This is a genomic window from Asanoa ferruginea, assembly GCF_003387075.1.
Classification (GTDB): Bacteria; Actinomycetota; Actinomycetes; order Mycobacteriales; family Micromonosporaceae; genus Asanoa; species Asanoa ferruginea.
Genome location: NZ_QUMQ01000001.1, coordinates 5,998,157 through 6,021,979, shown reverse-complemented (window position 1 = coordinate 6,021,979; position 23,823 = coordinate 5,998,157). Strand labels below are relative to the sequence as shown.

General features: G+C 69.7%; 28 protein-coding genes. 10 read left to right on the top strand and 18 right to left on the bottom strand.

Annotation, left to right across the window (positions count from 1 at the left end):
- Positions 1 to 25: 25 nt before the first annotated feature.
- Positions 26 to 502: a MarR family winged helix-turn-helix transcriptional regulator gene (locus DFJ67_RS28190; protein WP_116076729.1), complete on the bottom strand. Its 477-nt coding sequence runs from the start codon at positions 500 to 502 to the stop codon at positions 26 to 28.
- A gap of 64 nt (positions 503 to 566) precedes the next feature.
- On the opposite strand from DFJ67_RS28190, the gene DFJ67_RS28185 reads away from it, so the two are divergent.
- Entirely contained in the window at positions 567 to 1,214 is a 648-nt protein-coding gene (locus DFJ67_RS28185; RefSeq protein ID WP_116070797.1) for a DUF3159 domain-containing protein, read from the top strand.
- Here DFJ67_RS28185 and DFJ67_RS28180 read toward each other — a convergent pair.
- Positions 1,211 to 1,954, bottom strand: a complete 744-nt coding sequence (locus tag DFJ67_RS28180) for a helix-turn-helix domain-containing protein (protein ID WP_203784207.1) — start codon at positions 1,952 to 1,954, stop codon at positions 1,211 to 1,213. The two genes, DFJ67_RS28185 and DFJ67_RS28180, sit on opposite strands and share 4 nt — an antisense overlap.
- A 68-nt stretch (positions 1,955 to 2,022) precedes the next feature.
- Between DFJ67_RS28180 and DFJ67_RS28175 the strand changes: the two genes are divergently transcribed.
- A complete protein-coding gene (locus tag DFJ67_RS28175) occupies positions 2,023 to 2,595 on the top strand; it encodes a TIGR03086 family metal-binding protein (protein ID WP_116070796.1) in 573 nt (190 codons plus the stop codon).
- A gap of 78 nt (positions 2,596 to 2,673) precedes the next feature.
- Positions 2,674 to 3,207: a DUF3592 domain-containing protein gene (locus DFJ67_RS28170; protein ID WP_116070795.1), complete on the top strand. Its 534-nt coding sequence runs from the start codon at positions 2,674 to 2,676 to the stop codon at positions 3,205 to 3,207.
- Between the two features lie 13 nt (positions 3,208 to 3,220).
- Here the strand turns inward: DFJ67_RS28170 and DFJ67_RS28165 are convergent, their stop codons facing one another.
- The 3 genes from DFJ67_RS28165 to DFJ67_RS28155 are packed head-to-tail and all read right to left on the bottom strand — an operon-like array spanning position 3,221 to position 5,452.
- Positions 3,221 to 3,784, bottom strand: a complete 564-nt coding sequence (locus tag DFJ67_RS28165; RefSeq protein WP_116070794.1) for a hypothetical protein — start codon at positions 3,782 to 3,784, stop codon at positions 3,221 to 3,223.
- Entirely contained in the window at positions 3,768 to 5,168 is a 1,401-nt protein-coding gene (locus DFJ67_RS28160) for a hypothetical protein (protein WP_116070793.1), read from the bottom strand. The genes DFJ67_RS28165 and DFJ67_RS28160 overlap by 17 nt, the downstream gene beginning before the upstream one ends.
- Positions 5,165 to 5,452 carry a hypothetical protein gene (locus tag DFJ67_RS28155; protein ID WP_116070792.1) on the bottom strand — a complete coding sequence of 96 codons (288 nt, stop codon included), beginning with the start codon at positions 5,450 to 5,452 and terminating at the stop codon, positions 5,165 to 5,167. Before DFJ67_RS28155 ends, DFJ67_RS28160 begins: the two co-directional genes overlap by 4 nt.
- Before the next feature lie 146 nt (positions 5,453 to 5,598).
- On the opposite strand from DFJ67_RS28155, the gene DFJ67_RS28150 reads away from it, so the two are divergent.
- Positions 5,599 to 6,990 carry a hypothetical protein gene (locus DFJ67_RS28150; protein WP_116070791.1) on the top strand — a complete coding sequence of 464 codons (1,392 nt, stop codon included), beginning with the start codon at positions 5,599 to 5,601 and terminating at the stop codon, positions 6,988 to 6,990.
- 21 nt (positions 6,991 to 7,011) lie between these two features.
- Here DFJ67_RS28150 and DFJ67_RS28145 read toward each other — a convergent pair whose 3' ends face one another.
- Positions 7,012 to 7,323 (bottom strand): hypothetical protein, encoded by a 312-nt coding sequence (locus DFJ67_RS28145; RefSeq protein ID WP_116070790.1) that lies wholly within the window; start codon positions 7,321 to 7,323, stop codon positions 7,012 to 7,014.
- 141 nt (positions 7,324 to 7,464) lie between these two features.
- Entirely contained in the window at positions 7,465 to 7,908 is a 444-nt protein-coding gene (locus DFJ67_RS28140) for an SUKH-4 family immunity protein (protein ID WP_147315631.1), read from the bottom strand.
- Positions 7,909 to 8,212: 304 nt separating this feature from the next.
- On the opposite strand from DFJ67_RS28140, the gene DFJ67_RS28135 reads away from it, so the two are divergent.
- Positions 8,213 to 10,648 (top strand): family 20 glycosylhydrolase, encoded by a 2,436-nt coding sequence (locus DFJ67_RS28135; RefSeq protein WP_116070788.1) that lies wholly within the window; start codon positions 8,213 to 8,215, stop codon positions 10,646 to 10,648.
- A 56-nt stretch (positions 10,649 to 10,704) separates the two neighbouring features.
- Here DFJ67_RS28135 and DFJ67_RS28130 read toward each other — a convergent pair whose 3' ends face one another.
- Together DFJ67_RS28130 and DFJ67_RS28125 are read right to left on the bottom strand one after the other, a co-directional pair.
- Complete coding sequence (locus DFJ67_RS28130; protein WP_116070787.1) at positions 10,705 to 12,009, bottom strand: hypothetical protein; 1,305 nt, start codon at positions 12,007 to 12,009, stop codon at positions 10,705 to 10,707.
- An 11-nt stretch (positions 12,010 to 12,020) separates the two neighbouring features.
- Positions 12,021 to 13,283 (bottom strand): metallopeptidase domain-containing protein, encoded by a 1,263-nt coding sequence (locus DFJ67_RS28125; RefSeq protein ID WP_147315630.1) that lies wholly within the window; start codon positions 13,281 to 13,283, stop codon positions 12,021 to 12,023.
- Between DFJ67_RS28125 and DFJ67_RS42365 the strand changes: the two genes are divergently transcribed.
- Positions 13,260 to 13,874, top strand: coding sequence for a hypothetical protein (locus DFJ67_RS42365; protein ID WP_147315629.1), 615 nt, complete (start codon positions 13,260 to 13,262; stop codon positions 13,872 to 13,874). The genes DFJ67_RS28125 and DFJ67_RS42365 overlap by 24 nt on opposite strands.
- Here DFJ67_RS42365 and DFJ67_RS28120 read toward each other — a convergent pair.
- Both DFJ67_RS28120 and DFJ67_RS28115 read right to left on the bottom strand, forming a co-directional pair.
- The gene (locus DFJ67_RS28120) at positions 13,867 to 15,171 is read right to left on the bottom strand and encodes an MFS transporter (protein ID WP_116070785.1); all 1,305 of its coding nucleotides are present in this window, start codon (positions 15,169 to 15,171) and stop codon (positions 13,867 to 13,869) included. The genes DFJ67_RS42365 and DFJ67_RS28120 overlap by 8 nt on opposite strands.
- Positions 15,172 to 15,338: 167 nt before the next feature.
- On the bottom strand, positions 15,339 to 16,238 hold the full coding sequence (locus DFJ67_RS28115; RefSeq protein ID WP_116070784.1) for an AraC family transcriptional regulator: 900 nt from the start codon (positions 16,236 to 16,238) through the stop codon (positions 15,339 to 15,341).
- A gap of 89 nt (positions 16,239 to 16,327) precedes the next feature.
- Between DFJ67_RS28115 and DFJ67_RS28110 the strand changes: the two genes are divergently transcribed.
- Entirely contained in the window at positions 16,328 to 17,269 is a 942-nt protein-coding gene (locus DFJ67_RS28110; RefSeq protein ID WP_116070783.1) for an SDR family NAD(P)-dependent oxidoreductase, read from the top strand.
- Here the strand turns inward: DFJ67_RS28110 and DFJ67_RS28105 are convergent.
- Positions 17,159 to 17,827 carry an FMN-dependent NADH-azoreductase gene (locus tag DFJ67_RS28105; RefSeq protein ID WP_116076726.1) on the bottom strand — a complete coding sequence of 223 codons (669 nt, stop codon included), beginning with the start codon at positions 17,825 to 17,827 and terminating at the stop codon, positions 17,159 to 17,161. The genes DFJ67_RS28110 and DFJ67_RS28105 overlap by 111 nt on opposite strands.
- 122 nt (positions 17,828 to 17,949) lie before the next feature.
- Here DFJ67_RS28105 and DFJ67_RS28100 point away from each other — a divergent pair, with 122 nt between their 5' ends.
- Positions 17,950 to 18,453 carry a MarR family winged helix-turn-helix transcriptional regulator gene (locus DFJ67_RS28100; RefSeq protein WP_116076724.1) on the top strand — a complete coding sequence of 168 codons (504 nt, stop codon included), beginning with the start codon at positions 17,950 to 17,952 and terminating at the stop codon, positions 18,451 to 18,453.
- Positions 18,454 to 18,557: 104 nt separating this feature from the next.
- On the top strand, positions 18,558 to 19,043 hold the full coding sequence (locus DFJ67_RS28095) for a DUF4142 domain-containing protein (RefSeq protein WP_170216012.1): 486 nt from the start codon (positions 18,558 to 18,560) through the stop codon (positions 19,041 to 19,043).
- Between the two features lie 9 nt (positions 19,044 to 19,052).
- On the opposite strand, the gene DFJ67_RS28090 is transcribed toward DFJ67_RS28095, so the two are convergent.
- The 5 genes from DFJ67_RS28090 to DFJ67_RS28070 all read right to left on the bottom strand — a co-directional run bounded on the left by DFJ67_RS28090 (position 19,053) and on the right by DFJ67_RS28070 (position 22,581).
- A complete protein-coding gene (locus DFJ67_RS28090; RefSeq protein ID WP_116070781.1) occupies positions 19,053 to 19,784 on the bottom strand; it encodes a GAF and ANTAR domain-containing protein in 732 nt (243 codons plus the stop codon).
- The gene (locus DFJ67_RS28085; protein WP_147315627.1) at positions 19,781 to 20,518 is read right to left on the bottom strand and encodes a GAF and ANTAR domain-containing protein; all 738 of its coding nucleotides are present in this window, start codon (positions 20,516 to 20,518) and stop codon (positions 19,781 to 19,783) included. Before DFJ67_RS28085 ends, DFJ67_RS28090 begins: the two co-directional genes overlap by 4 nt.
- Before the next feature lie 61 nt (positions 20,519 to 20,579).
- Positions 20,580 to 21,380: an alpha/beta fold hydrolase gene (locus DFJ67_RS28080; protein ID WP_116070779.1), complete on the bottom strand. Its 801-nt coding sequence runs from the start codon at positions 21,378 to 21,380 to the stop codon at positions 20,580 to 20,582.
- The gene (locus tag DFJ67_RS28075; protein ID WP_116070778.1) at positions 21,380 to 21,787 is read right to left on the bottom strand and encodes an alpha/beta fold hydrolase; all 408 of its coding nucleotides are present in this window, start codon (positions 21,785 to 21,787) and stop codon (positions 21,380 to 21,382) included. Before DFJ67_RS28075 ends, DFJ67_RS28080 begins: the two co-directional genes overlap by 1 nt.
- A complete protein-coding gene (locus tag DFJ67_RS28070) occupies positions 21,784 to 22,581 on the bottom strand; it encodes a SigB/SigF/SigG family RNA polymerase sigma factor (protein ID WP_116070777.1) in 798 nt (265 codons plus the stop codon). Before DFJ67_RS28070 ends, DFJ67_RS28075 begins: the two co-directional genes overlap by 4 nt.
- A 240-nt stretch (positions 22,582 to 22,821) precedes the next feature.
- On the opposite strand from DFJ67_RS28070, the gene DFJ67_RS28065 reads away from it, so the two are divergent.
- Positions 22,822 to 23,382: a hypothetical protein gene (locus DFJ67_RS28065; RefSeq protein WP_147315626.1), complete on the top strand. Its 561-nt coding sequence runs from the start codon at positions 22,822 to 22,824 to the stop codon at positions 23,380 to 23,382.
- A 58-nt stretch (positions 23,383 to 23,440) separates the two neighbouring features.
- On the opposite strand, the gene DFJ67_RS28060 is transcribed toward DFJ67_RS28065, so the two are convergent.
- Complete coding sequence (locus DFJ67_RS28060; protein WP_116070320.1) at positions 23,441 to 23,725, bottom strand: GlsB/YeaQ/YmgE family stress response membrane protein; 285 nt, start codon at positions 23,723 to 23,725, stop codon at positions 23,441 to 23,443.
- Positions 23,726 to 23,823 lie beyond the last annotated feature (98 nt).

Sequence of the window (23,823 nt, the reverse complement as noted above, 5' to 3'; positions counted from 1 at the left end):
CCTTCCCAGAGGTGGTTCGGGAGGTTCAGTCGCCCGTTATCTTGCGGAGCAGGGTTTGCAGTTGCCGGGTTTCGCCCGGGCTGAGGGCGGCGGTCACCCCCGCCTCGGCTGGTCGGGCCGCCTGGTAGGCGGCGGCGAAGATCTCCCGGCCGTGGTCGGTCAGGGTCACCGCCCGCAGTCTGCGGTCGCCCTGCACCAACTGACGTGTGGCCAGGTCGAGCCGCTCGAGGTCGTCGACGATCCGCACGATCGAGGCCTTGTCGTGGTTGGTCTGGATCACCAGGTCGCGCTGGCTGAGGGGCCCGGCGGCGTGCAACAGCATCAGCACCACCAGATGCCGCCGTTCGATGCCGAACGGGGCCAGCGCCACGTCGACCGCTGCCGCGACCCGGTCATGCGCCCGGCGCAACAGCAGCCCCATCGCGAACGGTGAGCCCTCCTGCGGGTTGTCCGGGGTTTCGGCCGCGGCGGGCGTCTCGGCGCGGACTCGTTCGGTAGGCATCATCCGACACTATCTCGCCCGAGAAAGGTTTGCAAGAAACCGTTTCACGTGCAACCTTTGGCGTATGAACCAACGACACCATGCGCGGGACGCCGCACCGGCCTCGGGCTGGGCTGCGATCCGGCAAACCTGGAGCGACCCGCAACGCTGGATCGCCGTCGGGCTGGCCGCCGCGCCGAGCCTGCTGTTCGTGGCGGTCAACGCGATCGCCGGGCTGTATCCGGCGATCATCGCCGCGGCGCTGACGGCGGTCGCCGGGTTGGGCTACCGGCTGGCGCGCCGGCAGTCCCCGCGGTCGGCCCTTGTCGGCATCGCGGTGGTCGCGGTGTGCGCGGTCGTCGCCGCTGTCACCGGCCAGGCGCGTGGGTTCTTCCTGGTGCCCACGCTGATCCCGTTCGCCGTGATCCTGATCTGCCTGGCCAGCATCCTGTGGCGACGACCGCTGACCGGGCTCATCCTCAACCGGGTCACCGGCGGGCCCAGAGACTGGTATCGCAACCGCGCGCTACGCCGGGTCCATCTGATCGCGACGACCGCGGCCATCGCGATCAACATGGTGAACGCCGCCGTGCAGGTGATCTTCTACGGCCGCGGTGACACCGTCGTGCTCGCGGTCGCGCACGTCGCGACCGGTCCGGTCTTCGCGACCCTCGTGGCGGTGACGATCGTGGCCGTGCGCGCCACGCTGGCGCGGCAGCCGGAGGCGGGCTAGTACCGCTGCGCGTACCAGGTCGGTGGCTCGCCGAACATGCTCTTGAAGTCACGGATGAAGTGGCCCTGGTCGGCGTAACCGAGGTCGGCCGCAAGCGCGGCCCAGTCGATCGCACCGCCGGCGGCCATGCGCGCGGTCACCTCGTGCAGGCGGTAGCGGCGGATCACCCACTTGGGCCCGATGCCGACGTGCTCCGCGAACAGCCGTTGCAGCCCGCGCACGCTCAGCCCCAGCTCAGCGGCGAGGCGTTCGACCCTGGTCACGGCGTTGTCTTCGGCGATCAGCTCGACCGCTGACACCGCCTCGCGTACCCCTGGATCGTCGTCTGGCAGGTGTTGGAGCAGGAACGCCTCCACGGTCGGCACGTCGAGCGTCGTGGGCAGGTCTGTGCCGAACACCTCGGTCGCCGGGACGACCCGGTCGGTGATCGTCGAGACGGAGGCGCCGAGGAACGGGCGGAAGCCGCCCGGCCGGAACGCGACGCCGAAGACGTGGTCGTTGCCGTCGAGGACCTTGATCTGGTGGCCGCTGCACACGCCGTTGACGTCGGCGCGGCCGCCGCCGAACGACAGGTGCACCTTCGGGTAGGGCACGACCTTCTGCCGGTAGGGCTCGGCGTAGTCCCAGCGAGCCTCCCAGTATTGCTCCACCCACGGCGCGAGCGCCGGCGACGGGGTGTGGAACGCGTGGCGCTGATATCTGGTCCACGCACTCCGCAGCTCACGAACGTCCCGCCCCACACGGCAGAGTGTATGCCGGTCGCCTTTGTTCAATACCGCTCCGGCCCGCGCCGCCTAGCGTCGCCGCCATGTCAGCACACCTTTCCGACGCGGCCGAGGCCATGGCGTCAGTCGCCCGCAGCATCACCGACGAACAGCTCACCAACAAGACCCCTTGCACGGAGTACGACGTGCGAGCGCTGGTCAACCACCTGCTGTTCTGGGGCCCGTCGCTCGCCGGCGCCGGCCGCAAGGAGTCCGTTCCGCAGCCGGCGGCCGCCGAGTCCGATGTGGACCTCACGACTGGCGACTGCCGTGGCCGCCTGCTCGCCCTGCTGGACGACATCACGTCGGCCTGGGCGCCGCCGAGCGCCTGGGAGGGCGAGACGAGCATGGGCACGCCGCAAATGCTGCCATCGCCCCTCATGGGCAATATGATCGTCGGCGAGTTGGCCGTGCACGGCTGGGACCTCGCGGTGGCGACCGGGCAGCGGCTGGAACTGCCCGCCGACCTGCTGGCCCATCTGCGCGACACGATGTTCGCCGCCGTGGAGCAGGGGCGGGAGATGGGCCTCTACGGACCGGCGGTCGCGGTGCCGGCCGACGCACCTCCCTTTGACCGCATCCTCGGCCTGACGGGCCGTGATCCCGCCTGGGCGTAGGGGTCGGTTGGGCGCGCCCCTTGACCCCCTGCTCAAGGGGCGCTATGCCGATCGATATCGCCCAGCTACAGTCTCGCCATGATCGAGAACCTGACCTGGTTGCCGTACGTCGTGACGGCCTTCGTCGTGGGCGTTCCTGCCCTGGTCGGCGCTGGGTTGATCGTCGCGACGGCACGCCGGTGGCACAAGCTGCGCACCCTCGCCGCTTCGGGCCAGCGCGTGACCGCGCAGGTCGTGGACAACCAGTTGGAGTCGTGGTCGCACGGGAGAACCAGGTTCCGGCCCGTGGTCAGGTTCCAACCGAGCTCGGGGCAGGCGGTGACGACCGTGTTGGCTGATCTGAGCGGGTTCCGGTCGCACCTGGTTGGCAGCAGCATCGAGGTGCTCTACGACCCGCGGAATCCGACCGACGCCACGTCGGTGCGCGCGGGCGGCTGGACCCTGGTCATCCCACTGGTCTTCGGCCTGATCTTTCTGGCGTTCGCGTTCTGCGCCTACCAGATTGCTGACCCCGTCCTCGGCGTCTTCCGCGATGTCGGCGTTTTCGATCCCGGCGGCCCGGGAGGCATCCAGGGCCCTGGCTTCACCTTCGACGAGTTCGCCGCGCGATAAGTCCCTACCGCGGTCACTTCGGGTCGGGGGTGCAGACGGTCAGGAACGACTTGGTGTTCTCGCGCTGCACGTCGGAGGCGTCCATCCAGCCGCGCTGGCCGAACAGGTAGCTGTCGGACGGGTGCCGGGCCGACTCGCTCAACACCTGGGCGACGTCGACCCTGGCACCGAACGCCTTCGGGCCGTCAACGGAGAAGTGGATCGAGCCCGCCTTGGTCCAGTCGTAGTCGGCGGGCAGCGGTTTCTGGACCTGGAGAGGTCCGCCGGTGTCCGGGGCGGGTCCCCCGGCGGTGCTCAGCAGGTCTATCCGCTCGAGTGGCACGCCCGGCTTCGGCGCGGTCCACACCTGCTCCTTGCTCTGCGTCGTGCCGGAGTCGAAGATCAGCCTCAGGCCGATGACGCCCTGGCACGGGGTGCCCGTCCAGAGTTTCAGGACGCCGTCGTCGACGCGGAACCCGGCCGCCGTTGGCAGCGACGGCGCGAACTGCGCCTTGGTGTCGCACGCCGCCGTCAGTGTCGCCGTCGCCACGAGCAGGGCGGCGCAGGCGACGCGCAGCCATTTAGCGATATCCGCCATCGGAAAGCCCCGCGTCTTCCTCGGTCTTGTTGCCGCCGGTGACCTTCTCCCACGCGTAGGAGGCGAGGAAGCCGGTGTAACCCTCTTCCGCCCATTGTTGGGAGTGGCGCTCCTCATGGTGCAGCAGCCGGTCCATGTCGAGATTCCCTTGGTAGGCGCCGTCGTCGCCTTCGTACCAGGCGTGGCCCGACGTCGCCACCTCGCGGAGCTGTTGCGCAGGATCCTGCGGGTCGTCGATGTTCAGCATGAACGTGTCGCCCCACGTCGTGCCGCCGCGCTGGCTGAAGGCATCCTGGATGAGGTTGCCGCCCAGGCCCATCATCATGCCGTTGGGGGTGGTCACCAACCGCCCACCGTTGTCGTGCACGAATCCCACATCGTCGTCGTAGCTGAACGAGTTGTCCCGTTGCCGGTCGGTGATCCGTTGCAGCTCCTCGGATCCGTACGGCGTCGGTGTGAAATCGGTCGTTTCGCCTTCGGTCCCGTAGTCGGTGCCCGCGTTCAGGATGTAGGTCATCCGCACGGCCTTGACCGCGTCGTCACCGCTGAAGTCGGTCGGCATCAGGAAGTAGGACTTGAAGATCCCGTCGCCGTCTTCGTCTTCGCGGATCTCCTCCATCCGGTCGAGGATCGCGAAGTCCTCCGGCGTGATGTGGTGATCGGCGGCCATCTTGGTGATCGTGTCGATCGGCACGCCCCGGCGCACCGCGTTTTCCAGCCACTGCCGATAGTGGCCAGACGCGGGCGGCCCGGTCAGCAACCCGGCGTCGCGCAGTGCCTGCTCCATCTCGGCCACCTTGGCGTCGATCTCCCCGCCCTTGAGGGCGCCGGCCAGGGTGGTCGCGTCGTGATCGCTGATCTTGCGGTCGAGCGCCAGTTGCATCACCCGGGCCAGGGCGGCGTCGATGTTGTTCGCCGTGGTGAGGATCGCCTTGGTTTCCTGCTCCAACTGCTTCCTGATGGTCAGGCGGTAGCGCTGGGCCTCGGCTTGCTCTTCGGCTTCGAACCGCGACCTCGGCGGCGGGTCGGCCGGCGCGATGTCGACGATCGCGCCGTCGGCGGCGATGCTGAACTGATAGGTCTGCGCGAGGGAGTCGTTATCGGCGACCCGGTTCCTCAGGGTGGTCACGTCGTCCGACGCGGTGAGCAGGGCTCGTTCGACGGCGGACAGCTCCGCGACCAGGATCTCGGCGTTGTTCCGCGTCACCCCGAGCGACGTGCGTGCGCCCTCGCCCGCGGCGCCGTGCCAGTCGGGCAGTCTCCGGGCGTCGTCGAGCTCGTCCTGCAGCCCGATGAGTTTGTCCCGCCGGCCACGCAGCTCGGTCGCCGCGGCATCGACCGCCCCAGCGTCCCACTTGCGGACATCGTCGTAGCCGACAGTCATCCCCCGAAAGCCTTCTTCGCAGCATCTTCATTCTCGGCGTACGCGTTCGCGTTGGATGTGACCGACTTGCTCCACTGCTCGATCTCGCCGGCCCAACCCTGCCCACGCTCGTTGAACGTCGACGCCAGGGTCGGCGCGCGCATTGCCGCGACACCACCTGGCAATGCGGTCGCGATCGCATCCAGACCGGTGCCCGGGTTGACCGCCTTCGCCTGGTCAGCCGCAGATCCCGCCGCCTTGGCAGCGTTGCGCAGCTGGCCGATCTGAACCTCGAATCCGCTCACAGTCTGCGACCACCACCTTCTGCGTCGGTCATCATCCGGCACCGTACGCAAGGTTCGCAACCGTATGCCGAAGGCGGCGGTCCTGTGGGTAGCGGTGGCGCGCGCTGCGACGACATTGACTTGACAGAATCCCTGACGATAAGCCGGTGAAGCTGCGCCGGCGCCGGGCCGACCGGGCCTTTCGAGCGATCATCGGTCTGCTCCTGGTGACCGGAGCGACGGTCACCGCGCTGCTGTCCTTCCGGACCGCGCTTCGGGACTGGGACTTGTTCAGTCAGCTCGCGCTCGCCTTCTGGCTGGTGCTGTTCTTCGTGATCGGGATCCGGATGATCCGGCCCGCTGGCGGCGGGTTTGCCGTCGATATCGACGCCGACGGCTGGTCGCTGCGCCTGCCGTCGCTCGAGCGCCGGCTGCGGTGGGGCCAGATCGTCGCGGTGGTCGTGGCCGACGTCCCGAGCAGCGGAGGGCCGCGCAACGCCGCGCCGGAAACGCGCTTGTTTCTGGTGCCGGCCGACGCGGTCGGGCTGGGAGACGCCACCACCGTGCCCAGCCCGCTCGACGGGACCCCGGCGCTTGACCTGTGCCGGCTCGACGAGGTGGCAGACGACGAGGATCGCTTCGTCGACCAACTGGCGGTCCTGACCGGCGATCGGCTGCACGACCTGCGAAATGCCCAGCCACCGGCGGGAGCGCTACGCCTGAGCGAGTTCCCCGCCGGGTCCGACCTCGCCCGGTGGCATCTGCGGCTGGACCGGCGCAAGGCCGTGGTCTTCACCGGGTGGTACCTGCTGGTCCTCCTACCCGTCCTCGTTCTGGTGGTGCTGGCGACCCAATGGCACCAGGCGCTGGGTTTCGTCGCCCTGATGCTCGGCGGGGCTGCGTTGATCTTCGGCTTCTTCGCGGCCATGGACCTCTACGGCGATGGACGCTCCCTGAGCGACCGGGCCGCGCGGGTTGACGGGTCGACGCTGCGGGTCACCTCCGAACGCCGAGGAGAATCGGTCGACCTGCATTCGGGTACGACGCTCGTGCTGCCACCGGGAACGCTGAAGGGAACCGGCCGGGCCTGGGTGCTCGCGCACCGGGGTCCGAAGGGCAATCCCATCCCCGACCTGCTGCTGACCGATCCGCGCACCGGCTGTCCCCGCCAGCGGGCCGATCTCACCGCGCTGACCGAAGCCCTGCGCACCTCACCGCACGAGCCGGACCGCGTCGCCAGCCGGGACCTGGCCGACCTGGCCACGCGGACGTCGTCCACCGACGAGCCCAGCCCACCGTGGCCGGCCCACTCGCGGGCGCGCCTCGCCTACGACCTGTGGCGAACGGTCAAGGGCCTGATCCGGATCGTGCCACTGGCCCTGGTGGTCGCGACCGTGGCGATGGCCGGCGCGTGGGTGCTGGAAAGCGGACCGTTCGTCGCGTACGCGATCCTCATCGGGGCGACGCTCCTGTTCACGGTGTGGCTCTGCTACGCGCTCTACCGCGTGCACGCCTTCGTGATCAGACTCATCTGGACGGTCGCCCAGGCCTTCCGCTGAGTCGAGGCGGCAGGGTGACTCTTAGTCGCCCTCGATGTACAGATATCCGCTCAACTCACGGGCCTCTACCGCCGCCTCGACGACGGCGCGGGTGATGGCTGACTCGTGGGCGGCCAGCGCTCCGCTTTCCAGCGCGGCGTTGAGCTCGCCGATCAACCGATCGAGCTGGATGAAGTTGAGCATCGTATCGGCATACGGGTCGACGACGTCCAGGACAGCTGTGCCCCGGGCGGTCAACCTGCGGCACACGTTCAGAAAGGTGTTGCCCGGATCGTCGTGCAGACTGCGGATCCGGCGATGAGCCTGGTCCTCAACGAAGATCGTTAGCGCCACTATCCCTCGCCCGGCATAGTGATCACGGCGGACCCGAACGCCACCAATGACTCGCCTCCGGCCAACGTCCGAACGATGAGGAGCATGCGGCGGATCCGGCCAGCTTCGCCGCATCGTTGAGGCCGGCCGGCGGAGACCAGTTCACACCATGTCGAACTCTTCGACCAGACCCACCCACCACGCGCCGTCCACCAGCGCGTCCTTGTCGAGCCGCGCGAGATGATCCCGGACGACCGGCACCTCGCGAAGGTATGCCTCGACGCTGACCTGCTGGTAGACGTCGAGGAGCACCCGCAGATGGCACAGGAACGCCATGAACGTGGCGTAATCGCGGTTGACGTAGAGCTCGTCGACTATCCGGCCGTCCTGGACGACCACGCCGTGCACCGTGGGTGTCTCGCTGTCGAGGCAGAAGGCCGTCGTGTCGTTCCAACCGGTGCCGAACGTCCGCAGCCGCGACGAAGACCCGGACGGGCGGAGCCCGGCGTCGAGGAAGCTCCACGGCTCGGCGGCGAAGTAGTCGCCGCAGCTCACCGGAGCGCCCAACGCGGACACGACCCGGCACACCTGGTCCGGCAGGCCCATCGGCCCCAGCTCATCCGGCCGGGCCCGCCGCACCGCGCCACGGAAGACGCGATCGACCAATCCTCGGACCGGCGGAAACAAACCCGGCGGACCATCGAACAACTCGGATGAGATGGCCACCGCCAAGGCTTCTACCCGATCGTTGAGCGCATGCACAGATGAAAGCTAGCGCAGCGAAGGGACTCCACAGTCGACGGTCGTCGTTACTTTCTGTAAGGACTCTTTACGGTAGGTGGTCGCTGCGCCTACCATCAACGGGCGTTGATCGATTCAGCCCGTGGTCCCCGGAGCAGGGAGGTCTGACATGCAGACGTCGAACAGGACCCGGGGCACGCGAGCCAGACGGCGGCTCGGCCCGATGGCGCTGGTCGTCATGCTCGCGATCCAGGCAGTGGCACTGACCGGTCCGGCGGCCACGCCGGCGCTGGCGGACACCGCGCCGGTCACGGCACCGCAGGTCGTGCCGCTCCCGGCCGCCATGGAGGCGATACCCGGGGAGACCTTCGTGGTCGGGCCGACCACCAGGATCGTGGGAGCCGAGGAAACGCGGGCGGTGGCGGACGCGCTCGCGGCGACCATGCGGTCCTCGACCGGCTATCCCCTGCCGGTGTCGACGGCCGCGCCGCAACCGGGTGACATCGCGCTGGGCCTGACCGACGACGCGGACCTGGGCGACGAGGGCTACCGGCTCGACGTTTCGGGCAGCGGCATCCACCTCGAGGCGCGGCGGCCGGCCGGGCTCTTCTACGGCATGCACACCCTGCGTCAACTGCTCCCGCCCTGGATCGAGAGCCCGACCGTGCGGCCGGGCCCCTGGACTGTGTCCGGCGTGCGGATCACCGACACCCCGCGGTACGCGTATCGCGGCATGATGCTCGACATCGCCCGGCATTTCCAGCCGCCAGACGTGGTCAAGCGCGTGATCGACCAGGCGTCCGCGTACAAGCTGAATGTGTTGCATCTGCACGTCAGCGACGACCAGGGCTTCCGGATCGCGATCAACGGCCGGCCCGAGCTCACGGCCATCGGTGGACAATTTTCGATCAACAATGACCCGGGGGGCTTCTGGACCCAGGCCGAGTATGTCGACGTCGTCAACTACGCGGCGGCGCACTTCATGACCGTCATCCCGGAGGTCGACTCGCCGGGGCACACCAACGCGATCGTCATGTCCTACGCGGGGCCGGAGGCCAACCCCGCGCTGCCCGACGTCAACTGCACGACCCGCACGCCTCCACAATGGAACCTGACCGGTGCGGTCGGCTACAGCGCGATGTGCCCGGAGAGCCCGAACACCTGGGCGATCCTGACCGACATCATCAGCCAACTCAGTGCCATGTCGGCCGGGCCCTACTACCACCTCGGTGGTGACGAGGTGCCGGCGTCCACCCTGGCCAGCGCGCGCTACGTCAGCTTCGTCGACCAGGAAGCGCAGATCGTCAAGGCGCAGGGCAAGATCGCCATGGGCTGGGCCGAGATCTCGCAGGCGAACTTCGGCCAGCCCGGCTCGCCCGCAGCCGTCGCCCAATTCTGGAACAACGGGAACCCGGCCGGCTCCGGCGGCGACACCGCCAGGCGGGCTGTGCAGAAGGGCATGAAGGTCGTGATGTCGCCGGCCAACCACAGCTACCTCGACATGCAGCAGTTCGTCGGCAGCCCGCTCGGGCTCAGTTGGGCCGGCCGGCTCGACGTATCCCAGTTCTACAACTGGTCGGGCACCAGCAGCGACCCGGCCACCTACATCCCGGCGCGGACCACCGGCGGTGTCACCCTACCGGCGGTGACCGACGCTGACATCCTCGGTGTCGAGGCGGCGATGTGGTCCGAAACGTTGCGAACCCTCGACGATATCGGGTTCCAGATGTTCCCGCGGCTTCCGGCGACCGCGGAGCTCGGCTGGTCGCCGCAGGTCCACCCCGACCGTAACCTCGCCTCCTTCGTCAGCCGGGTGGCCGGGCACGGACTGCGGTGGCAGCTCCAGGGTCAGAACTTCTACCCCTCGCCGCAGGTGCCGTGGCGGGTCGACGTGGCGGCGCCGGACATCGCCACCGACGAGCGGACGGTCGCGGGCGACATCGCGTCCGTGTCCACTCCGGGCGCGACGGTGGAGCAGGTTTCCGCGACGGTCGACTGGGGCGATGGAACCAGTTCGCCGGCGACGCTGAGCGGCACGGCCGGCACCAACAAGACCGCCAACGGCATCTACACGGCAACGGCGAGTCACACGTACGCCCGCAATGGTGTCTATCAGGCGACGATCACGGCCACCCGGCCGACCGGTAGCGCGACCGCCCGTTTCACGGTCGTCGTGGACACCTGCACCTCGACGGTGTCGGGCACCCACCGCGGCCCGCTGGTGGTCAGCGCCGGGGTCACCTGCCTGGCCGGCGCCACCGTCTCCGGGCCGGTGACCGTCCGGCCGGGCGGGTCGCTGATCGCCACGGACGCCGTGGTCCAGGGCCCGGTGAGTGCCACCGGCGCGGCAATGGTCGAGCTGATCGGCGGGTCGGTCAGCGGACCGGTCACCCTCACCGGCACAACGGGTGAGGTCGAGATCGAAGGGGTGCGGATCAGCGGCCCGCTCACCCTGACCGGCTCGACTGTCGCCGCCGCACCCGTGCTCGCCGGCAACGTCGTCAACGGCCCGCTGTCGTGCACCGGCAACACTCCCCCGCCGGTCAACAACGGCCAGCCGAACACGATCCGAGGCCCCGCGACCGGCCAATGTAAGGGCCTGTGACGGGTAGCCACGACGGTCGGCTGTCAGGTTCAACCTGACAGCCGACCGCGCGGAACCTAGCCGACGATGGTGACCGTGTCGCAGCCGTAGAAGCTCGTCTGCGCCGACGGGCCGCTGGTGAACTTGCCGAAGACGCAGCCCATCGTGTCGGTCGGCGTGAACGCGTCGCCGGCCGGTCCGAAGTGGAGCACCGCGTCGAGGTCTCGGTCGTGCGTTCGCTCGTCGCGCTCCACCGAATCCTCCTTGTGAATCTTGTCGTGTTTCTCCGTCACGCCGAGGCCGCGCAGGAGGAGGTCCGGCGAGCCGAACCTGGTCGCGCTGACGACGATGGTGGTCGCGTCGAACGCGAGCGGGTTGCCGTATTCGCCGGCGCGGGTGGTGAGCACCGCGGTGGGCACGTTGGCGGCGTGCAGGTTGACGGGGTTCGGCGCGCTGCCGGGGTGGATGTTGATGGTCACCGGAACCGCGCAGTCGAGCGTCAGCCGCGCGGTCCGCCGGTTGTTGTCGGCCCGCGCGTCGACGACGGACGCCCGTCTCGGAGTCACGGCCGTCGTGAAGTCGAGCGTGCGGGGTCCGGGCTGAAGACAGGTCACCGTGTACGCCTTCTCCAGCCGCTGCGGCGTGCCGACCGCGAGAGTGGCCGGCGTCGTGGCCGGAGCGTCGGGGGTGACGGTGATGCCCGGACCGGCCAGCACCTTGCGTTCGACCTTGGCCTCGGTCGGACCGTCGGGGCCGGCGTTGGCGACCGTGCTGGCCACGGTGATGGTCACCGGCCGGCCGAGCACGCCGAACAGCGGCCCGGGTGCTGCGACGGCGTCGACCGACAGGTCGCTTTCGCGGCAGTCCGGGTCGTTGGGGTTAGCGACGCAATAGTCGTGGACCGCCTGCGTGGTGTCGACCGTGGCCACCGTGGCACCGGCCGGGCCGGCCAACTGGAGCTGCTCGACCCGACTGTCGTAGGGCACGAGCACGTAAGCGCGGCCGGCCTGGCTCGTGAAGCCCACATTCTCGGCGTACGCCAGAGCCGGGTTCGGCATCGTCGTGGAGCGCACCACCGCGCCGTCGGCGATGCTGGACACCGTCAGGTCCGGCTTCAGGAACGCCGTGCCGGGCGTGGCCACATTGGACACCACAACGCCGGCTGACGTGCCGGACTGCGCGGACTGGAAATCGATCGCGGCGACGAAGCTGCGGGCGTCATCGACGTATTCGGGCCGGGGAACCGGGTCGCTGAGCGGATTGGCGGCATTGGGGACCGCCTGTGCGGTCGCGTGGAGCGCGCCGATCGTCAGGGCGACGACGCCGATTATCAGCATGGGTAGGCGGGCCCGCCGCAGCCGGCGGGGAACGAGATTCGGCATCGTAGGACCCCTCAGCACTTTCCCTGGTCGCATTGACCGAAGACGAAGGTTATGCGTCGGCGGTCGGCTCGCCGGGCGAAGTTGTTGTCGTTCATCAGGTCGTTGGACGCGGGATCGGAGACCCAGAAATCAAAATCGGTGCCGGGGTCGACCGAGTCCATGCCGCGGCAGTCGCCGGCCACACCGCTGAGGCTGCCGACGTCGTTGAGGCACGCGTCGCGGCTCTTGTAGACGTTGGGAACCTCGGGGGTCTGGAAGTAGCCGCCGTCGCAGCAGTATTCGTCGGCCAGGCCGAATCCGGCGTGGCCGGTCTCGTGGATGAACACCCCGGTCTCACCGGACTCGGCACTCATCACCCCGCCGACGGCGCATTCCCGCAAGGTGTTCAGGTCACCGGGTGCCGGTGTCGCGGGATGCAGGATCGCGCGGACATTGCCGAATCCGTAGTCGGTGCCGAGGTTGGCCGGCAGTTGGTGCTGGCACAGGTCCGGGTTGCCGTCGCCGCTCGTGTCCCGGTAACCGCCTGTCCCGGCGGGGTCGCGGGCTATCCAGACGTTGATGTCGCGCTGGTTGTCGAGCAGGAGTTGCTCTCGCATCAGCTCGAGGACGGCGTCGTGGGCGTGGTTGAGGAAATTGGCGTCTTTCGGCCCGCTGTAGACCGGGAAGGTCAGCAGGCTGGTGTTCGACGGGTTGTTCGGTTGACTGCGCACGTTGGTGGTCGCCGGGAACAGCACGACGTCGAGCGCCCGCTCACGGGAGCCCGTCAGCAGCACCGGCACGGCGCGGCCCTGCGGCGGATCACCGACCTGCACCGTGTGCCACCCGGAGTCGACCGGCTCGAGGCGATCGATCGCCAGGCAACTGTAGGAGAAGGTCGAGCCCGCCGCTCCGGCCGTCTGGCTGGCGCTCAACGTCGTCTGCCGGCCCGAACCACCGATCTTCTGCCGGGTCGCGCCGCCGTCGGTCGAGAAGAAGATGTCCAACTGGTCGGAGATCAGCGGCGGAAGCGGAGCGCCGTCGGGTTGGTCGCCGAACGCTTCGGCGGTGATGGTGACCGGCTCGCCGGGCTGCGGCCACAGCGGCGAGTGCAGGCACCTGACGTGGCGGCCGGGCGCCTGTGGCGGCTCGTTGACCTCGACCATGAGGATCATGTCGCCGACATCGCCGTCGTCGGCGTTGCCCTCCGTCGTGACCTCGACACCGCACGGTCCGCTGACGTCGCCGGTGAAGTAACAGCGGGAGTTCTCCGGATGCAGGTCGATCGAGAAATTCACCGCGCGGTCGGCATCGTTGTTGGTGAGATCGATCTGGTTGTCGCGGAAATTCAGGCCGTCGTCCTCGTCGAATACCTCGATCTTCACATCGGTCGTGGCATTGCTGTGGTCGACCGTTTGGGTGGCCTTCCAGTCGTCCGGCGTGATAATCGATTTGTCCTCGATCTCCCCGAAATCGGTCGACGAGCCGCCGATGGTCGTGCGGCCATAGAAATCGGCTTCCGAATCCAGGTCGATCGGGCCACCCGGACAGCATTCCGCCACCCTGACAATCGTGACGGTCACGCTCAACGGCAGCGCCTGCGCCGGCGCCGCCCAGGCCACCAGGCACGTCGCGGTCACGGCGACGGCCACGAGCCCTGCGCGTATTCGCCGGAGGGCGAGCCGTCGCGCATTTCGGTTTACGCCCAAGCTCATTTGCGTACACCTCTTTCCAGGAAAAGAATTTCCTGGAAATCGTTGCCGCGTCTCGAAGGTATCGTCAAGGCGACTTACAGCCGGCCTTCAAGTCAGATCAAGGACTCGCGAACGCAATTCTTCACTCGCAAGAATGAAATAGCGATCCGCACAGAAATGACCTGTATCAAATGACGTCCGAGTCCATCCGTGTCATCGGCGCCTGGGGTCCGGCCACGTCCCCCGCGGCCTCGCTGCCTCGCCGTGCCTGCTGTGGGAGAGCGCCGACCCGGAGCCGGATGTCGGCATAGTCGATCGGCAGTAGCAGACCCGCCAGCACGATGGCCGCCCCGAGCGCGATGGCGACCACCACCAGGGCCACCCGAAGAGTCGCCGCATCGGCGAGCACGCCGATCATCGCGGGGCTGGCGAGCACACCGGCATAGGCGATGACGCCGAGTTGCGCGATCGCGGCGTCGCTGCTCTGTGCGTCGCTGGTGCCGGCGAGGGAGAACGCCAGCGGCAGAACCGGGCTGATGGCGACGCCGACGCCGCAGATGCCGACGAGCACGACGAGCGGTTGTGGAGCCGCGGTCAGGGCGAGGAGTCCCGCGGTCGCGGCGCCGGCCGACACGAGCACAACTCGCGCTCCCAGCCAGGTGCGCAGCCGGTCGGCCACGACTCGCCCGGTGAGAATGCCCGCCTGAAACAAGGGATAGGCGAGCGCCGCGACGGCTTGCGACGTGCCGAGGCCGTCATGCAGCAGCACGCCGGTCCAGTCGGTGACCGCGACCTCGATCGCGAGCGCGGCGAACGCTATGACGCCGAACCCGTACACCACCGGCCGGGTCCGACTGCGCGAACGATCGTGCCGACGCGGGTGGCCCCCATGCCGGGTGTCGAGCAGGGTGCGGCCCAGCGCCAACGCCACCGGTAGCGCGAGCACCGCCGCGCCGACGAGAGTCGACCGATAGGGAACACCGAGATGTGCGCAGAAGGCCGCGACCAGCCCGCCGACGCCTGCCCCGACCGGCCAGCCCGCGTGGATGCCGGCGACAAGCGGCCGGCCGTACGCGCGTTCGGTGGCCGACCCCTGCGAGTTGGCGGCGACGTCGACCGCGCCCAGGCCCATGCCGAACACGGCGACGGCGGCAAGCAGCAGCCCATAGCTCTGCGCGCAGGCGACCAGCGCCAGGGTCGACGCGTACAGCGGCGCCGCCACGCGCAGCACCGGTGCGCTGCCGGTGCGCGCCATGACCCACCGCAGCGCCTGGGTGCTGGCGACCGCACCCAGGCCCCACACGAACAGCACGCCACCCAACTGGCTCGGCGAGATCGCGAGCTCGTCCATCAGCGCCGGGATGCGCGAGGTGAGGACGCCGCACAGCGCGCCGCCGAGTGCGAAGGCCGCTGTCACGCCGACTCTGGCCCGGCGCAGCCGCCCGTGCGCCGGAGCCCGCAGGATCGACCCCAGCCCACGTCGGCCACCCATGCCTGCCCGCTTCCATCTGCCTCGGTGACCCGTCTGCGTTCGTCACGCTCTCAACGGTGTGCGGTGGCCTTGGGCGTGGCCGCGGGTGGATAACCCCGCGCGCGAGTGAGGCAAGGCACCCGGGCGCGGGTGATTCGGGGCGAGACCCCTTGACTCGAGAGCGGGCGCTACGGCGTCCTGCGGTAGGCACCGGGCGGAATGCCGATCTCGCGCTTGAAGGCGGCGGCGAACGCCATCTCGGACCGGTAGCCGACCTGGGTCGCGACCGCCGCGACAGTGGCGCGCTCGTCGCGGAGCAGGGCGCGCGCCCGTTGCATGCGCAGCGCGAGCAGGTAGCGCATCGCCGGCTCGCCGACCGCCTCGGTGAACCGGGCCGCGAACGCCGCCCGGGACAGGCCGGCCGTGGTGGCCAGCGCGGCCAACGTCCACGGTCGGGCCGGGTCGGCGTGCAGTGCGGCGAGGGCGGGGGCCACGTATGGGTCGCGCAGCCCGGCCAGCCACCCGGGAGTGTCGACGGTCTTGCTGTGGTGGCGGATCGCACGGATCAGCAGCGCGTCGGACAGCCGCGCCATCACCAGGTCGCTGCCGGGCCCGCCGTCGAAGGCCTCGGTCGCGAGCGCGTCGACCAGCGGCGCGAGCCAGGCTGCGGGGCGCCCGCCGGTGCCGGGCACGTGCAGGCGGCGGGGGATGCCGCGCAGCGCCGGATGATCGGGCTCGCCGACGAGGAACGCGCCGCAGACGACGACGGTGTCCACCGTCGGGTGGCCGGCCCGCAGTCGGTTGCCGGGCGTACGCGTGGCCAGGTCGAAGCCCGACACGGCCGGGACAGTGCCGGCACCGGGCGAGCGCAGGGTGTGTGCGTGGCCGCGCGGGAAGATGACCAGGTCGCCGGCCTCGAGCCGGGTGATCGCGCCGTCGTCGAGCTCGCACGCGCCGCGCGCCACGAGGTGCACGCCGCGAAGCCCGGGCCGGTCGAACGTGACCCGGTAGGGCGCACCGAGCTCCAGCCACCGGTAGCCCGCGCTCTCGAATCGCAGCTCCCGCAGCACGGCGCTCAACAGGTCCATTCCACCAGCGTGCCGTACGAGACGCCCGCTGGGGTTCCCCGGACGCGCACGCATGGTTCGCCGCCGGAATCCTCCCTAGCGTCAAGCACATGAGAGACGACAAACCGACGGCGGTCGTGACCGGTGGCACCGGTGGGATCGGCCGGGCGTGCGCGGTGGAGCTGGGCCGGCGCGGCTACCGGGTGCTGATCGTCGGCCGGGACTCCGCGCGGGCCGCCGCGGTGCTGGCCGACCTGGACGGCTCCTTCGTCCGTGCGGACCTGGCCAGCATGCGCGAGACCGCGCGGGCGGCCGACGAGATCGCCGCTCGCGCACCACGCCTTGACGCGCTGCTCCTCTGCGCCGGCGTGCTCGCCCTCGCTCCGGAGTGGACGGAAGAGGGCATGGAACGCACGTTGGCGCTGAACTATCTCTCCCGCCACCTGCTCGTCCGCCGGCTGCTGCCGCTGCTCACGGTCGCGCCGTCGGGCCGGGTGGTGCTGGTCGCCAACGCGGGCCGCTACCGCGACACCCTCGACCTGACCGACCCGCACCTCCGCCAGGGTGGCCGCGGTCTGGGCGTCGTCTCGGGCCGCACCCAGTTCGCCAACGACCTGCTCGCCGTCGAGCTGGCCGACCGGCTGGGCGACACCCGCGTCGAGGTCAGCTGCGTCTACCCCGGCCTGGTCGCGACCGACGTGTTCGCCCAGGCCCGCGGCGTGCCGCGCCCGGTCCGCGCGGCGGCAGCGCTGGTGCAACGCCTGCTCGGCGCGGCACCGTCGGTCGCGGCCCGTGGCCCGGTCACCCTGGCCACCGACCCGGCGATGACGGGCGGCTTCTTCGGCCCGGGCCCACGCCGCCTCCGCATCCCGGCTCGCGCCGCCGACCCCGCCCGCCGCGCCGCGCTCTGGACCCTCGCGGAGGACCTGGTCGGCCCCTGGCTACCCAGCGGCCCGAGGCGTTTCCCCGACGGGCACGATCCCGAACGCCCGGCCCACGGCCAGGGCCGCGTCCAGGGCCTCGGCGTGCAGCTGGGCGGCAAGCGGGCGTAGCGGCTCCATCGCGGGGTTCACCTCCGCCAGGGTCAGTTCCCGCTCGACCACGGTCAGGTCGGCGCCCCAGAGGTCGCCGAGCATCCGGCGCAGGTACGGCGTGGAGTGGTCCCAGCCGTGCTTGGGCATGCCCGGGGCGTATCCGCCGCCGCGGACCGTGGCCAGCACCACCGGCTTTCCTCGCAGCAGCGGCTCGGGTGCGCGCACCCGCGGATCGGTCATGATCAGGTCGAACCAGACCTTGACGTGCTGCGAAACGCCCCAGTTGTAGAGCGGCACGGCCAGCAACACGGCGTCGGCGCTGACCAGCTCATCGGTCAGCGTGGTGGCCAGCTTGAGGGCGGCGGTCTGCTCGGCCGTTCGGTCCTCGGCCTGCACGTAGCCGGCACTGACCGCGTGTCCCCACGCGTCGGCGGGTAGCACCTCGACGCCGATGTGCCGGCGCTCGACCGTCTCGCCCGGGTGGGCCGCCAGCCACTCCTGCTCGACGATGTCGGCGATCTCGCGGCTCGCGGAGCCTTCGGCCCGGATGCTGGCGTCCAGCCGGAAAAGCGTCACGGTGGCCATCCTTCGCTCGTGTGACTTCACGCTTGAAGTCACCGTAAGCTTACTTCAAGAATGAAGTCAACGTTGAAGTGATCTACGTCAAAGGCATGCCGTGGGCCGGTAGGCTGTACGCCGTGGAGGGCCAGACCGAACCGCGATGGCTGTCGCCAGACGAGCGCGACGCCTGGCTCGCCCTGTCCTGGCTCATGATCAAACTGCCGGGCGCGTTCGACGCCCAGTTGCAGCGCGACAGCGGCATCTCGTTCTTCGAATACCTGGTCCTCGGTGGGCTGTCGATGTCGCCCGACCGGCGGATGCGGATGAGCGACCTGGCCCAGTTCACCAACGCCTCGCTCTCCCGGCTGTCAAACGTGGTCAAGCGCCTGGAGGAGCGCGGTTGGATCTCCCGCGAGCCCTCCGCCGAGAACGGCCGCTTCGTCGAGGCGACCCTCACCGAGGCCGGCTGGGCCGTCGTCGTGCAGGCCGCGCCCGGGCACGTCGAAGCGGTCCGGCGAGCCGTGTTCGACGCGATCCGCCCCGAACAAGTAGCCGAGCTGCGCGACATCGGCCGCCAGATCGCCGAACAGGTCGATCCGCAGCGCTCCTGGCCACCGCCCGTCCGGGAGACCGCGCAATAGGCACGACGAGCGGTTAGCGCTGAGATGCCCGGGTAGTCAACCCTCGTGCAGTGAGGGGGACCACGGCCATGGCATTGCGAACACTCGGGGTAGCCGCCGCTCTCGTGGCCGCGCTCGGCGCCGGTCCTGCCGTGGCCGGGGCGGCAAGCTCACCCACCGCGGCGCCGTCCGCGCAGGACGTCGCCTATCTCCAGGCCGCACATCAGTTCAACCTGTTGGAGATCGCCACCGGCCAACAGGCTCAGCAGAAGGGGCAGAGCCAGCAGGTCAAGGACCTCGGTGGGCGGCTCGTCACCGACAACACCCGGCTGGACCAGTCCCTCCAGAAAACCGCATCGTCAGTCGGCGTGGCGCTGGGCCCGGCGGACGCCGCACGCCAGGCGACGACGCGGCTGGACAAGGTGCCGGACAGCCAATATGACCGGGTCTGGATTCCGGTGCAGCAGGCGGCCAACACGGCGGCAACGGCAAACTGCCAGCGCGAGACCACCAAGGGCTCGGACGCCGCGGTCAAGCAGGATGCCGCCGCGGCCGCTCCGGTCATCGAGGAGCACCAGAGCCTGCTCAATCAGGCGACGAGTCAGCTCTAGCGGATCCGATCACGGACGGGTGAGACCAGCGACGCCGTCCGCGTCGGCGATGACCGAGCGGGCGACGTCGCCGAGCCTACGGTTGTTGCTCCGCGCGTACCCACGGATGAGCTCGAACGCCTCATCGACGCTGACGCCGCGGTGTTGCGCCACCGCTCCCTTGGCCTGCTCGATGACGACCCGGCTGTTGAGCGCGCCCTGAAGCTGTTCGGCCAGCACCTGCCCCTGCCGGACGGTGCGTTCCTGCACGAGGGCGATCGACGCCAGGTCGGCCAACGCCTGCACCAGCGGCACGTCTTCGGGATCGAGGCTCTGGCTGGCCGTGGTGCCGAAGACGTTGAGGGCGCCGATCGTCTGCGCGCGCAGCCGCAGCGGGAATGCGTGCACGGACCGGAACCCAGCGGCGGTGGCGTGCGGCGCGAACAGCGGCCAGCGTCCGCCGTCCTTCCGCAAATCAGTGTTGATCACCGCCGTGCCGGTGCGGAACGCGTCGAGGCAGGGTCCCTCGTCGTTCTGGAGCTGGAACAGCTCCAACATTCGGGCATCCTCGCGCGAGGCCGCCATGAAGTGCAGGTGACCGTTTCGGTCGGCGAGAACCAGCCCGACGACGCCGGCCGACGCGATCTCCGCGGTGCGCATGGTGAGCACGTGCAGGAAGTCGACCAGGTCGAACTCGTCGACGAGGGTGTCGGAGACCTCGACGAACACCTCGGCCAGGCGCTGCGCGGAAAGGGTAGTCACGGCAACCTCCGTTCCCTATCGAACCGCAATGCGCGGCCGACCACATCCCGAGCGACGTCCGCGAGCGTGCGGTCATTCGCGTACGCGTGGGCGCGGAGCCGCAGGAGCGCTTCCGCGAGCGTGACACCGAGCTGCACCATCACCATCCCCTGGGCCTGGAAGACCTCGGCGCGGTAGCCCGGACTCTCGTCGAAGCCGTCCGGCACCTCGTCGACCGGCGCTTCGTGCTGCCCGTCGAGAATGGCGGTGCGGGCGATGTCCGCGAACGTCAGCGACTGGGCGACTTCCTCCTCGTTCATCGCCCCGGCCCGGCCGCGGAAGACGTCGAGCACGCCCACACTCGCGGAACCGGCCAGCAACGGAAACGCGAACACTGACCGCACGCCCTTCTCGCGCACCGCCGAACGGTAGATCGGCCAGCGGCCGGCGACATCGTCGGCCACATCGGCGACGAGAACCGGCCGGCCGGTCGCGAGGGCGTCCACACACGGACCCTCCCCGAGCGTGAACTGGAGCTCCTCCAAGACTTGGCAGGCCGGGTTGGACGCGATCGCGAATCCCCAGTCGCCGTCGCTGGTCACCACGCTGACACCGACGCCGGAGGCGGTGAGCGCCGTCGCCGTCGCACCGCAGATCCTGCGCAGCGCGTCCGCGACATTGCCCGGCCGGTCGAGCTGGCTGCCCTGTCGGGCGATCAACTCGTGAGCGTGGGCCCAGCGGCTGATCGATGCCATGGGTGGCCGCACCTTCTGTGAGTCGTCGGCACTGCCGAAGACCGGGGCAGCGATGTCTGGCTCACCCAACCGTACGCCGCAGGTATGCCTCAACGGCCGCACCGAGCTGTATTCCGGCCGTGGTGACAGCGTTATGGGCGGCTCCGGCGATCGTGAGTCGTTGCGCGTCCGGCATCAGCGCGGCGGCTTTGGCGAGCCACGCGTCCGGGGCGATCCGGTCGGCGCTGCCCCGCACCAGCAAGGTGGGCACATTGATCGCGCTCAACGCGTCGGTCATCGGATGGCCGACCGCATGCCGCAGCGTCGCCAGGATCCGGCGCACCCCGGCATCGCGGATGTCCGCAGCCAGGATCCGGGCCTGCCGTGGATCTTCACCGACGAGATCCAGCAGCAGCCGGCGGAGTTGACCCCGGACGCTCGCGGCCGTCGGGTCGGTGGTCGGCCCGACCAGGATCAGGCTCGTGACGAGGTCCGGCCGGCGGACGGTCAACTCCGCCGCGACCTGAGCACCGAACGAACAGCCGAGCACCGCGACCGGCGAGATGGCCATCTGGTCCACCAGGGCGGCGACGACCTGTGCGTGCTCACCGACGTCGAGAGCCGCGGCGGGCTTGTCCGACAGGCCGAAACCAAGGAGATCGGGGAGGAAGACCGGATGGCGCCGGATGGCGTACGCCGTGGGTATCAGGTGTCGGTGCGAGCAGGCCAGGCCATGCAGCATCACGACGGGAGTTGTCGCGTTGCCGTTGTGCCGTTGACGGACGTGCAGCCGTCGGGCTCCTACCCGCTCCCAACTGCTGCTGAAGCCGTCCCCATCGGCGGGCGCGGCGAGAGCCGCTTTGCGGCCGCTCCTCGTCGACATCAGTGATCCTGGCCGATTGCGATAACCGCACGCCACGAGGCCTCCGGGTAGTGCCCGGCGTCCGCTATCTCGGCGGTGTAGAAGGCGGGTGTCGCCGCCGCGTTCGCTTCGTGGTGGTGTGGCGGGATGGTCTTGTCGGTCTCCGCGGCCGGCAGGGTGGCCGCGCGTAACGCCGGAGTGAGCTGGGGCGGCAGGTCACGCAGGGCGGTGGCGTGGGCGCCGAGGGAGTAGTCCCCGTCGGGTGCGCCGGAATCGCCGTGACCGGGCAGGTCCGGTGCGATCACGGTGTGCGTCTGGGCCAGGGTGCTGATGAGGTGGCGCCAGGTGTGGCGGCTCCCGCCGAGGCCGTGAACGAGCAGCAGGGGCTCTCCCCTGCCGGCGAACGTATAGGCCAGCGTGCCGCTCACGCGTCGTTGTCGTCGAGGTGGCGGCGCAGCGTGGCCAACGCGCGGGTGATCAGGCGGGAGACGTGCATCTGGGAGATGCCCACCTGCTCGGCGATCTCGATCTGGCTGAGGTTGCCGTAGAACCGCAAGGTCAGGATCCGGCGTTCCCGGTCGTCGAGCCGTTGCAGCGCCGGGCCCAGGGCCAGGCGGTTCTCGGCGAGCTCGAAGTCGGGATCGACACCACCGACCACGTCTCCAAGCTCCATCACACCGCCGTCGACACCGACCGGTGTGGACAGTGAGGTGGCGCGATAGGCGCGGATCCCGTCGAGGCCCTCGAGGACGTCATCCTCGCTGACATCCAGATAGGCGGCGACTTCGGCCACGGTCGGCGAGCGATGCAGGGTGTGCGTCAGCGCCACGTCGGCCGTGGTGATCGCGATCCGCAGTTCCTGGAGCCGGCGCGGCACCCGCACCGCCCACGTGAGGTCACGGAAGTGGCGCTTGATCCCACCGACGATGGTCGGAATGGCGAACCCGGGGAAGTCGATGCCACGATCGGCCTCGAACCGGTCGATGGCCATCACCAGCCCCAGCGACGCGGTCTGCACCAGGTCGTCGGTCGGCTCGCCGCGGCCGGCGTAGCGATGGGCGAGGCGGCGGGCCAGCGGGAGCCACGCCTCGATCGCCCTCTCCCGCGCACGGGCGCGACCCGGGTGGTCGGTGGGCATGGTGGTCAGGACGGTAAGTAGTGCGGTCGCGGTCGACGCGTCATCGGCGTCTGTGCCGCGTCGCCGCGCGACGGTGGTGGTCATCGCTCTCCTCGGCGGGGTTCGATTCCAAGCCAGTCCACCCAGGGTCTGGAGGCGAACCCGCCGACTACGGCGGTGCTTGCGCTAAGGCAACCATAGCTCGGTCCCATCCATCGACCAGTCGCTGTATGGGTCGTGCGTCGAAATGTGCGTCGGGGGCGGTTCGACGTCTATTCTCCGAAGAGCTGCCCCAGACCCCGGCGGCGTGTCAGTCCGACGAACGCTGACCCGCCGAGGTGCGCGATGACCATCCAAGCCCTGCCGCCTGCCCGCATGACGACCATCGAGCGCCGGCGCCGCGGATACGCGCGCATGCTGTGCCGCTACCACGCCGCCCCGCTGCTCTGCCTGGCGTCAATGCTGCTCGACGACGTCGACGCCGCGAGCGACATCGTCGCGGCGACGTTCGCGGCCGCTTCCCGGCCCATCCACTACCCGCAAGCGTCGAGCAGGCACACCCGGGTGGGCCTGGCCCGGTCCGTCTACTGGCGCTGCATCGGCCGGTTGGCAGCCATCGAGCGGTTCGGCACCGCGCCGCCGCAGTCACCGCCCGACCCTGGTGGGAGCACATCGGAAGACGCTGAGCCCGACGTCAAGGTGCTCTCTTCGGTCCAGCGGTCGGTGCTGGCTTTGACAGTGTTCGGCGGCCACGACCCGCGGCAACTGGCCAACACCCTGCAGATCCCCAGACCGATTGTCATGCGCCAGCTAGGAGAGCTCATGTCGTTGTTCGACCGCGGCAACGGCACGGATGCGCTGGCTCCGCCGAGGCCGATCCTCACCCTCGTCCCGCCGGCCATCTGACAACGTGGCCCCGGCAAGATGGTGCCCCGGCCGTTGGCCGGGGCATCGATAGAACCGATCAGCGGGTGACGCTGCGCCGACCACGGCCGGCGAAGCCCACGACCAGCGCGACACCGACAGCCGCGAGCACGATCTGCAGAAGCAGCTCACGCCAGTCGATCCAGCCGTCCGTGTCGGCGAAGCCACCGGCCCGCGCGATCGCGGAACCGATCAGCGCCGCGACGACGCCGATAACCAGCGTCAGCCACAACGGGATGTTCTGGCGGCCGGGCACGACCAGACGCCCCAGCGCACCAATGATCAAACCGATAATCAGTGCGGTGATGATTCCACCTGCGGTCATGGCCGTTCCTCCTCGGGGGGTTCATTGTCACTGCGTGACGGCGGCCAAGTTCCCGCCGCCCACGGAACCCAAACCGCGATGGAACCTGCGGAGACGAC

Excerpts from the sequence above, each read along its gene's own strand:
- DFJ67_RS28190 (WP_116076729.1), bottom strand. The coding sequence starts at position 502 with ATGCCTACCGAACGAGTCCGCGCCGAGACGCCCGCCGCGGCCGAAACC.
- DFJ67_RS28185 (WP_116070797.1), top strand. The coding sequence starts at position 567 with ATGAACCAACGACACCATGCGCGGGACGCCGCACCGGCCTCGGGCTGG.
- DFJ67_RS28175 (WP_116070796.1), top strand. The coding sequence starts at position 2,023 with ATGTCAGCACACCTTTCCGACGCGGCCGAGGCCATGGCGTCAGTCGCC.
- DFJ67_RS28170 (WP_116070795.1), top strand. The coding sequence starts at position 2,674 with ATGATCGAGAACCTGACCTGGTTGCCGTACGTCGTGACGGCCTTCGTC.
- DFJ67_RS28165 (WP_116070794.1), bottom strand. The coding sequence starts at position 3,784 with ATGGCGGATATCGCTAAATGGCTGCGCGTCGCCTGCGCCGCCCTGCTC.
- DFJ67_RS28160 (WP_116070793.1), bottom strand. The coding sequence starts at position 5,168 with ATGACTGTCGGCTACGACGATGTCCGCAAGTGGGACGCTGGGGCGGTC.
- DFJ67_RS28140 (WP_147315631.1), bottom strand. The coding sequence starts at position 7,908 with ATGGGCCTGCCGGACCAGGTGTGCCGGGTCGTGTCCGCGTTGGGCGCT.
- DFJ67_RS28135 (WP_116070788.1), top strand. The coding sequence starts at position 8,213 with ATGCAGACGTCGAACAGGACCCGGGGCACGCGAGCCAGACGGCGGCTC.
- DFJ67_RS28130 (WP_116070787.1), bottom strand. The coding sequence starts at position 12,009 with ATGCCGAATCTCGTTCCCCGCCGGCTGCGGCGGGCCCGCCTACCCATG.
- DFJ67_RS42365 (WP_147315629.1), top strand. The coding sequence starts at position 13,260 with ATGCAGGTCGATCGAGAAATTCACCGCGCGGTCGGCATCGTTGTTGGT.
- DFJ67_RS28120 (WP_116070785.1), bottom strand. The coding sequence starts at position 15,171 with ATGGGTGGCCGACGTGGGCTGGGGTCGATCCTGCGGGCTCCGGCGCAC.
- DFJ67_RS28115 (WP_116070784.1), bottom strand. The coding sequence starts at position 16,238 with ATGGACCTGTTGAGCGCCGTGCTGCGGGAGCTGCGATTCGAGAGCGCG.
- DFJ67_RS28110 (WP_116070783.1), top strand. The coding sequence starts at position 16,328 with ATGAGAGACGACAAACCGACGGCGGTCGTGACCGGTGGCACCGGTGGG.
- DFJ67_RS28085 (WP_147315627.1), bottom strand. The coding sequence starts at position 20,518 with ATGGCATCGATCAGCCGCTGGGCCCACGCTCACGAGTTGATCGCCCGA.
- DFJ67_RS28080 (WP_116070779.1), bottom strand. The coding sequence starts at position 21,380 with ATGTCGACGAGGAGCGGCCGCAAAGCGGCTCTCGCCGCGCCCGCCGAT.
- DFJ67_RS28070 (WP_116070777.1), bottom strand. The coding sequence starts at position 22,581 with ATGACCACCACCGTCGCGCGGCGACGCGGCACAGACGCCGATGACGCG.
- DFJ67_RS28065 (WP_147315626.1), top strand. The coding sequence starts at position 22,822 with ATGACCATCCAAGCCCTGCCGCCTGCCCGCATGACGACCATCGAGCGC.
- DFJ67_RS28060 (WP_116070320.1), bottom strand. The coding sequence starts at position 23,725 with ATGACCGCAGGTGGAATCATCACCGCACTGATTATCGGTTTGATCATT.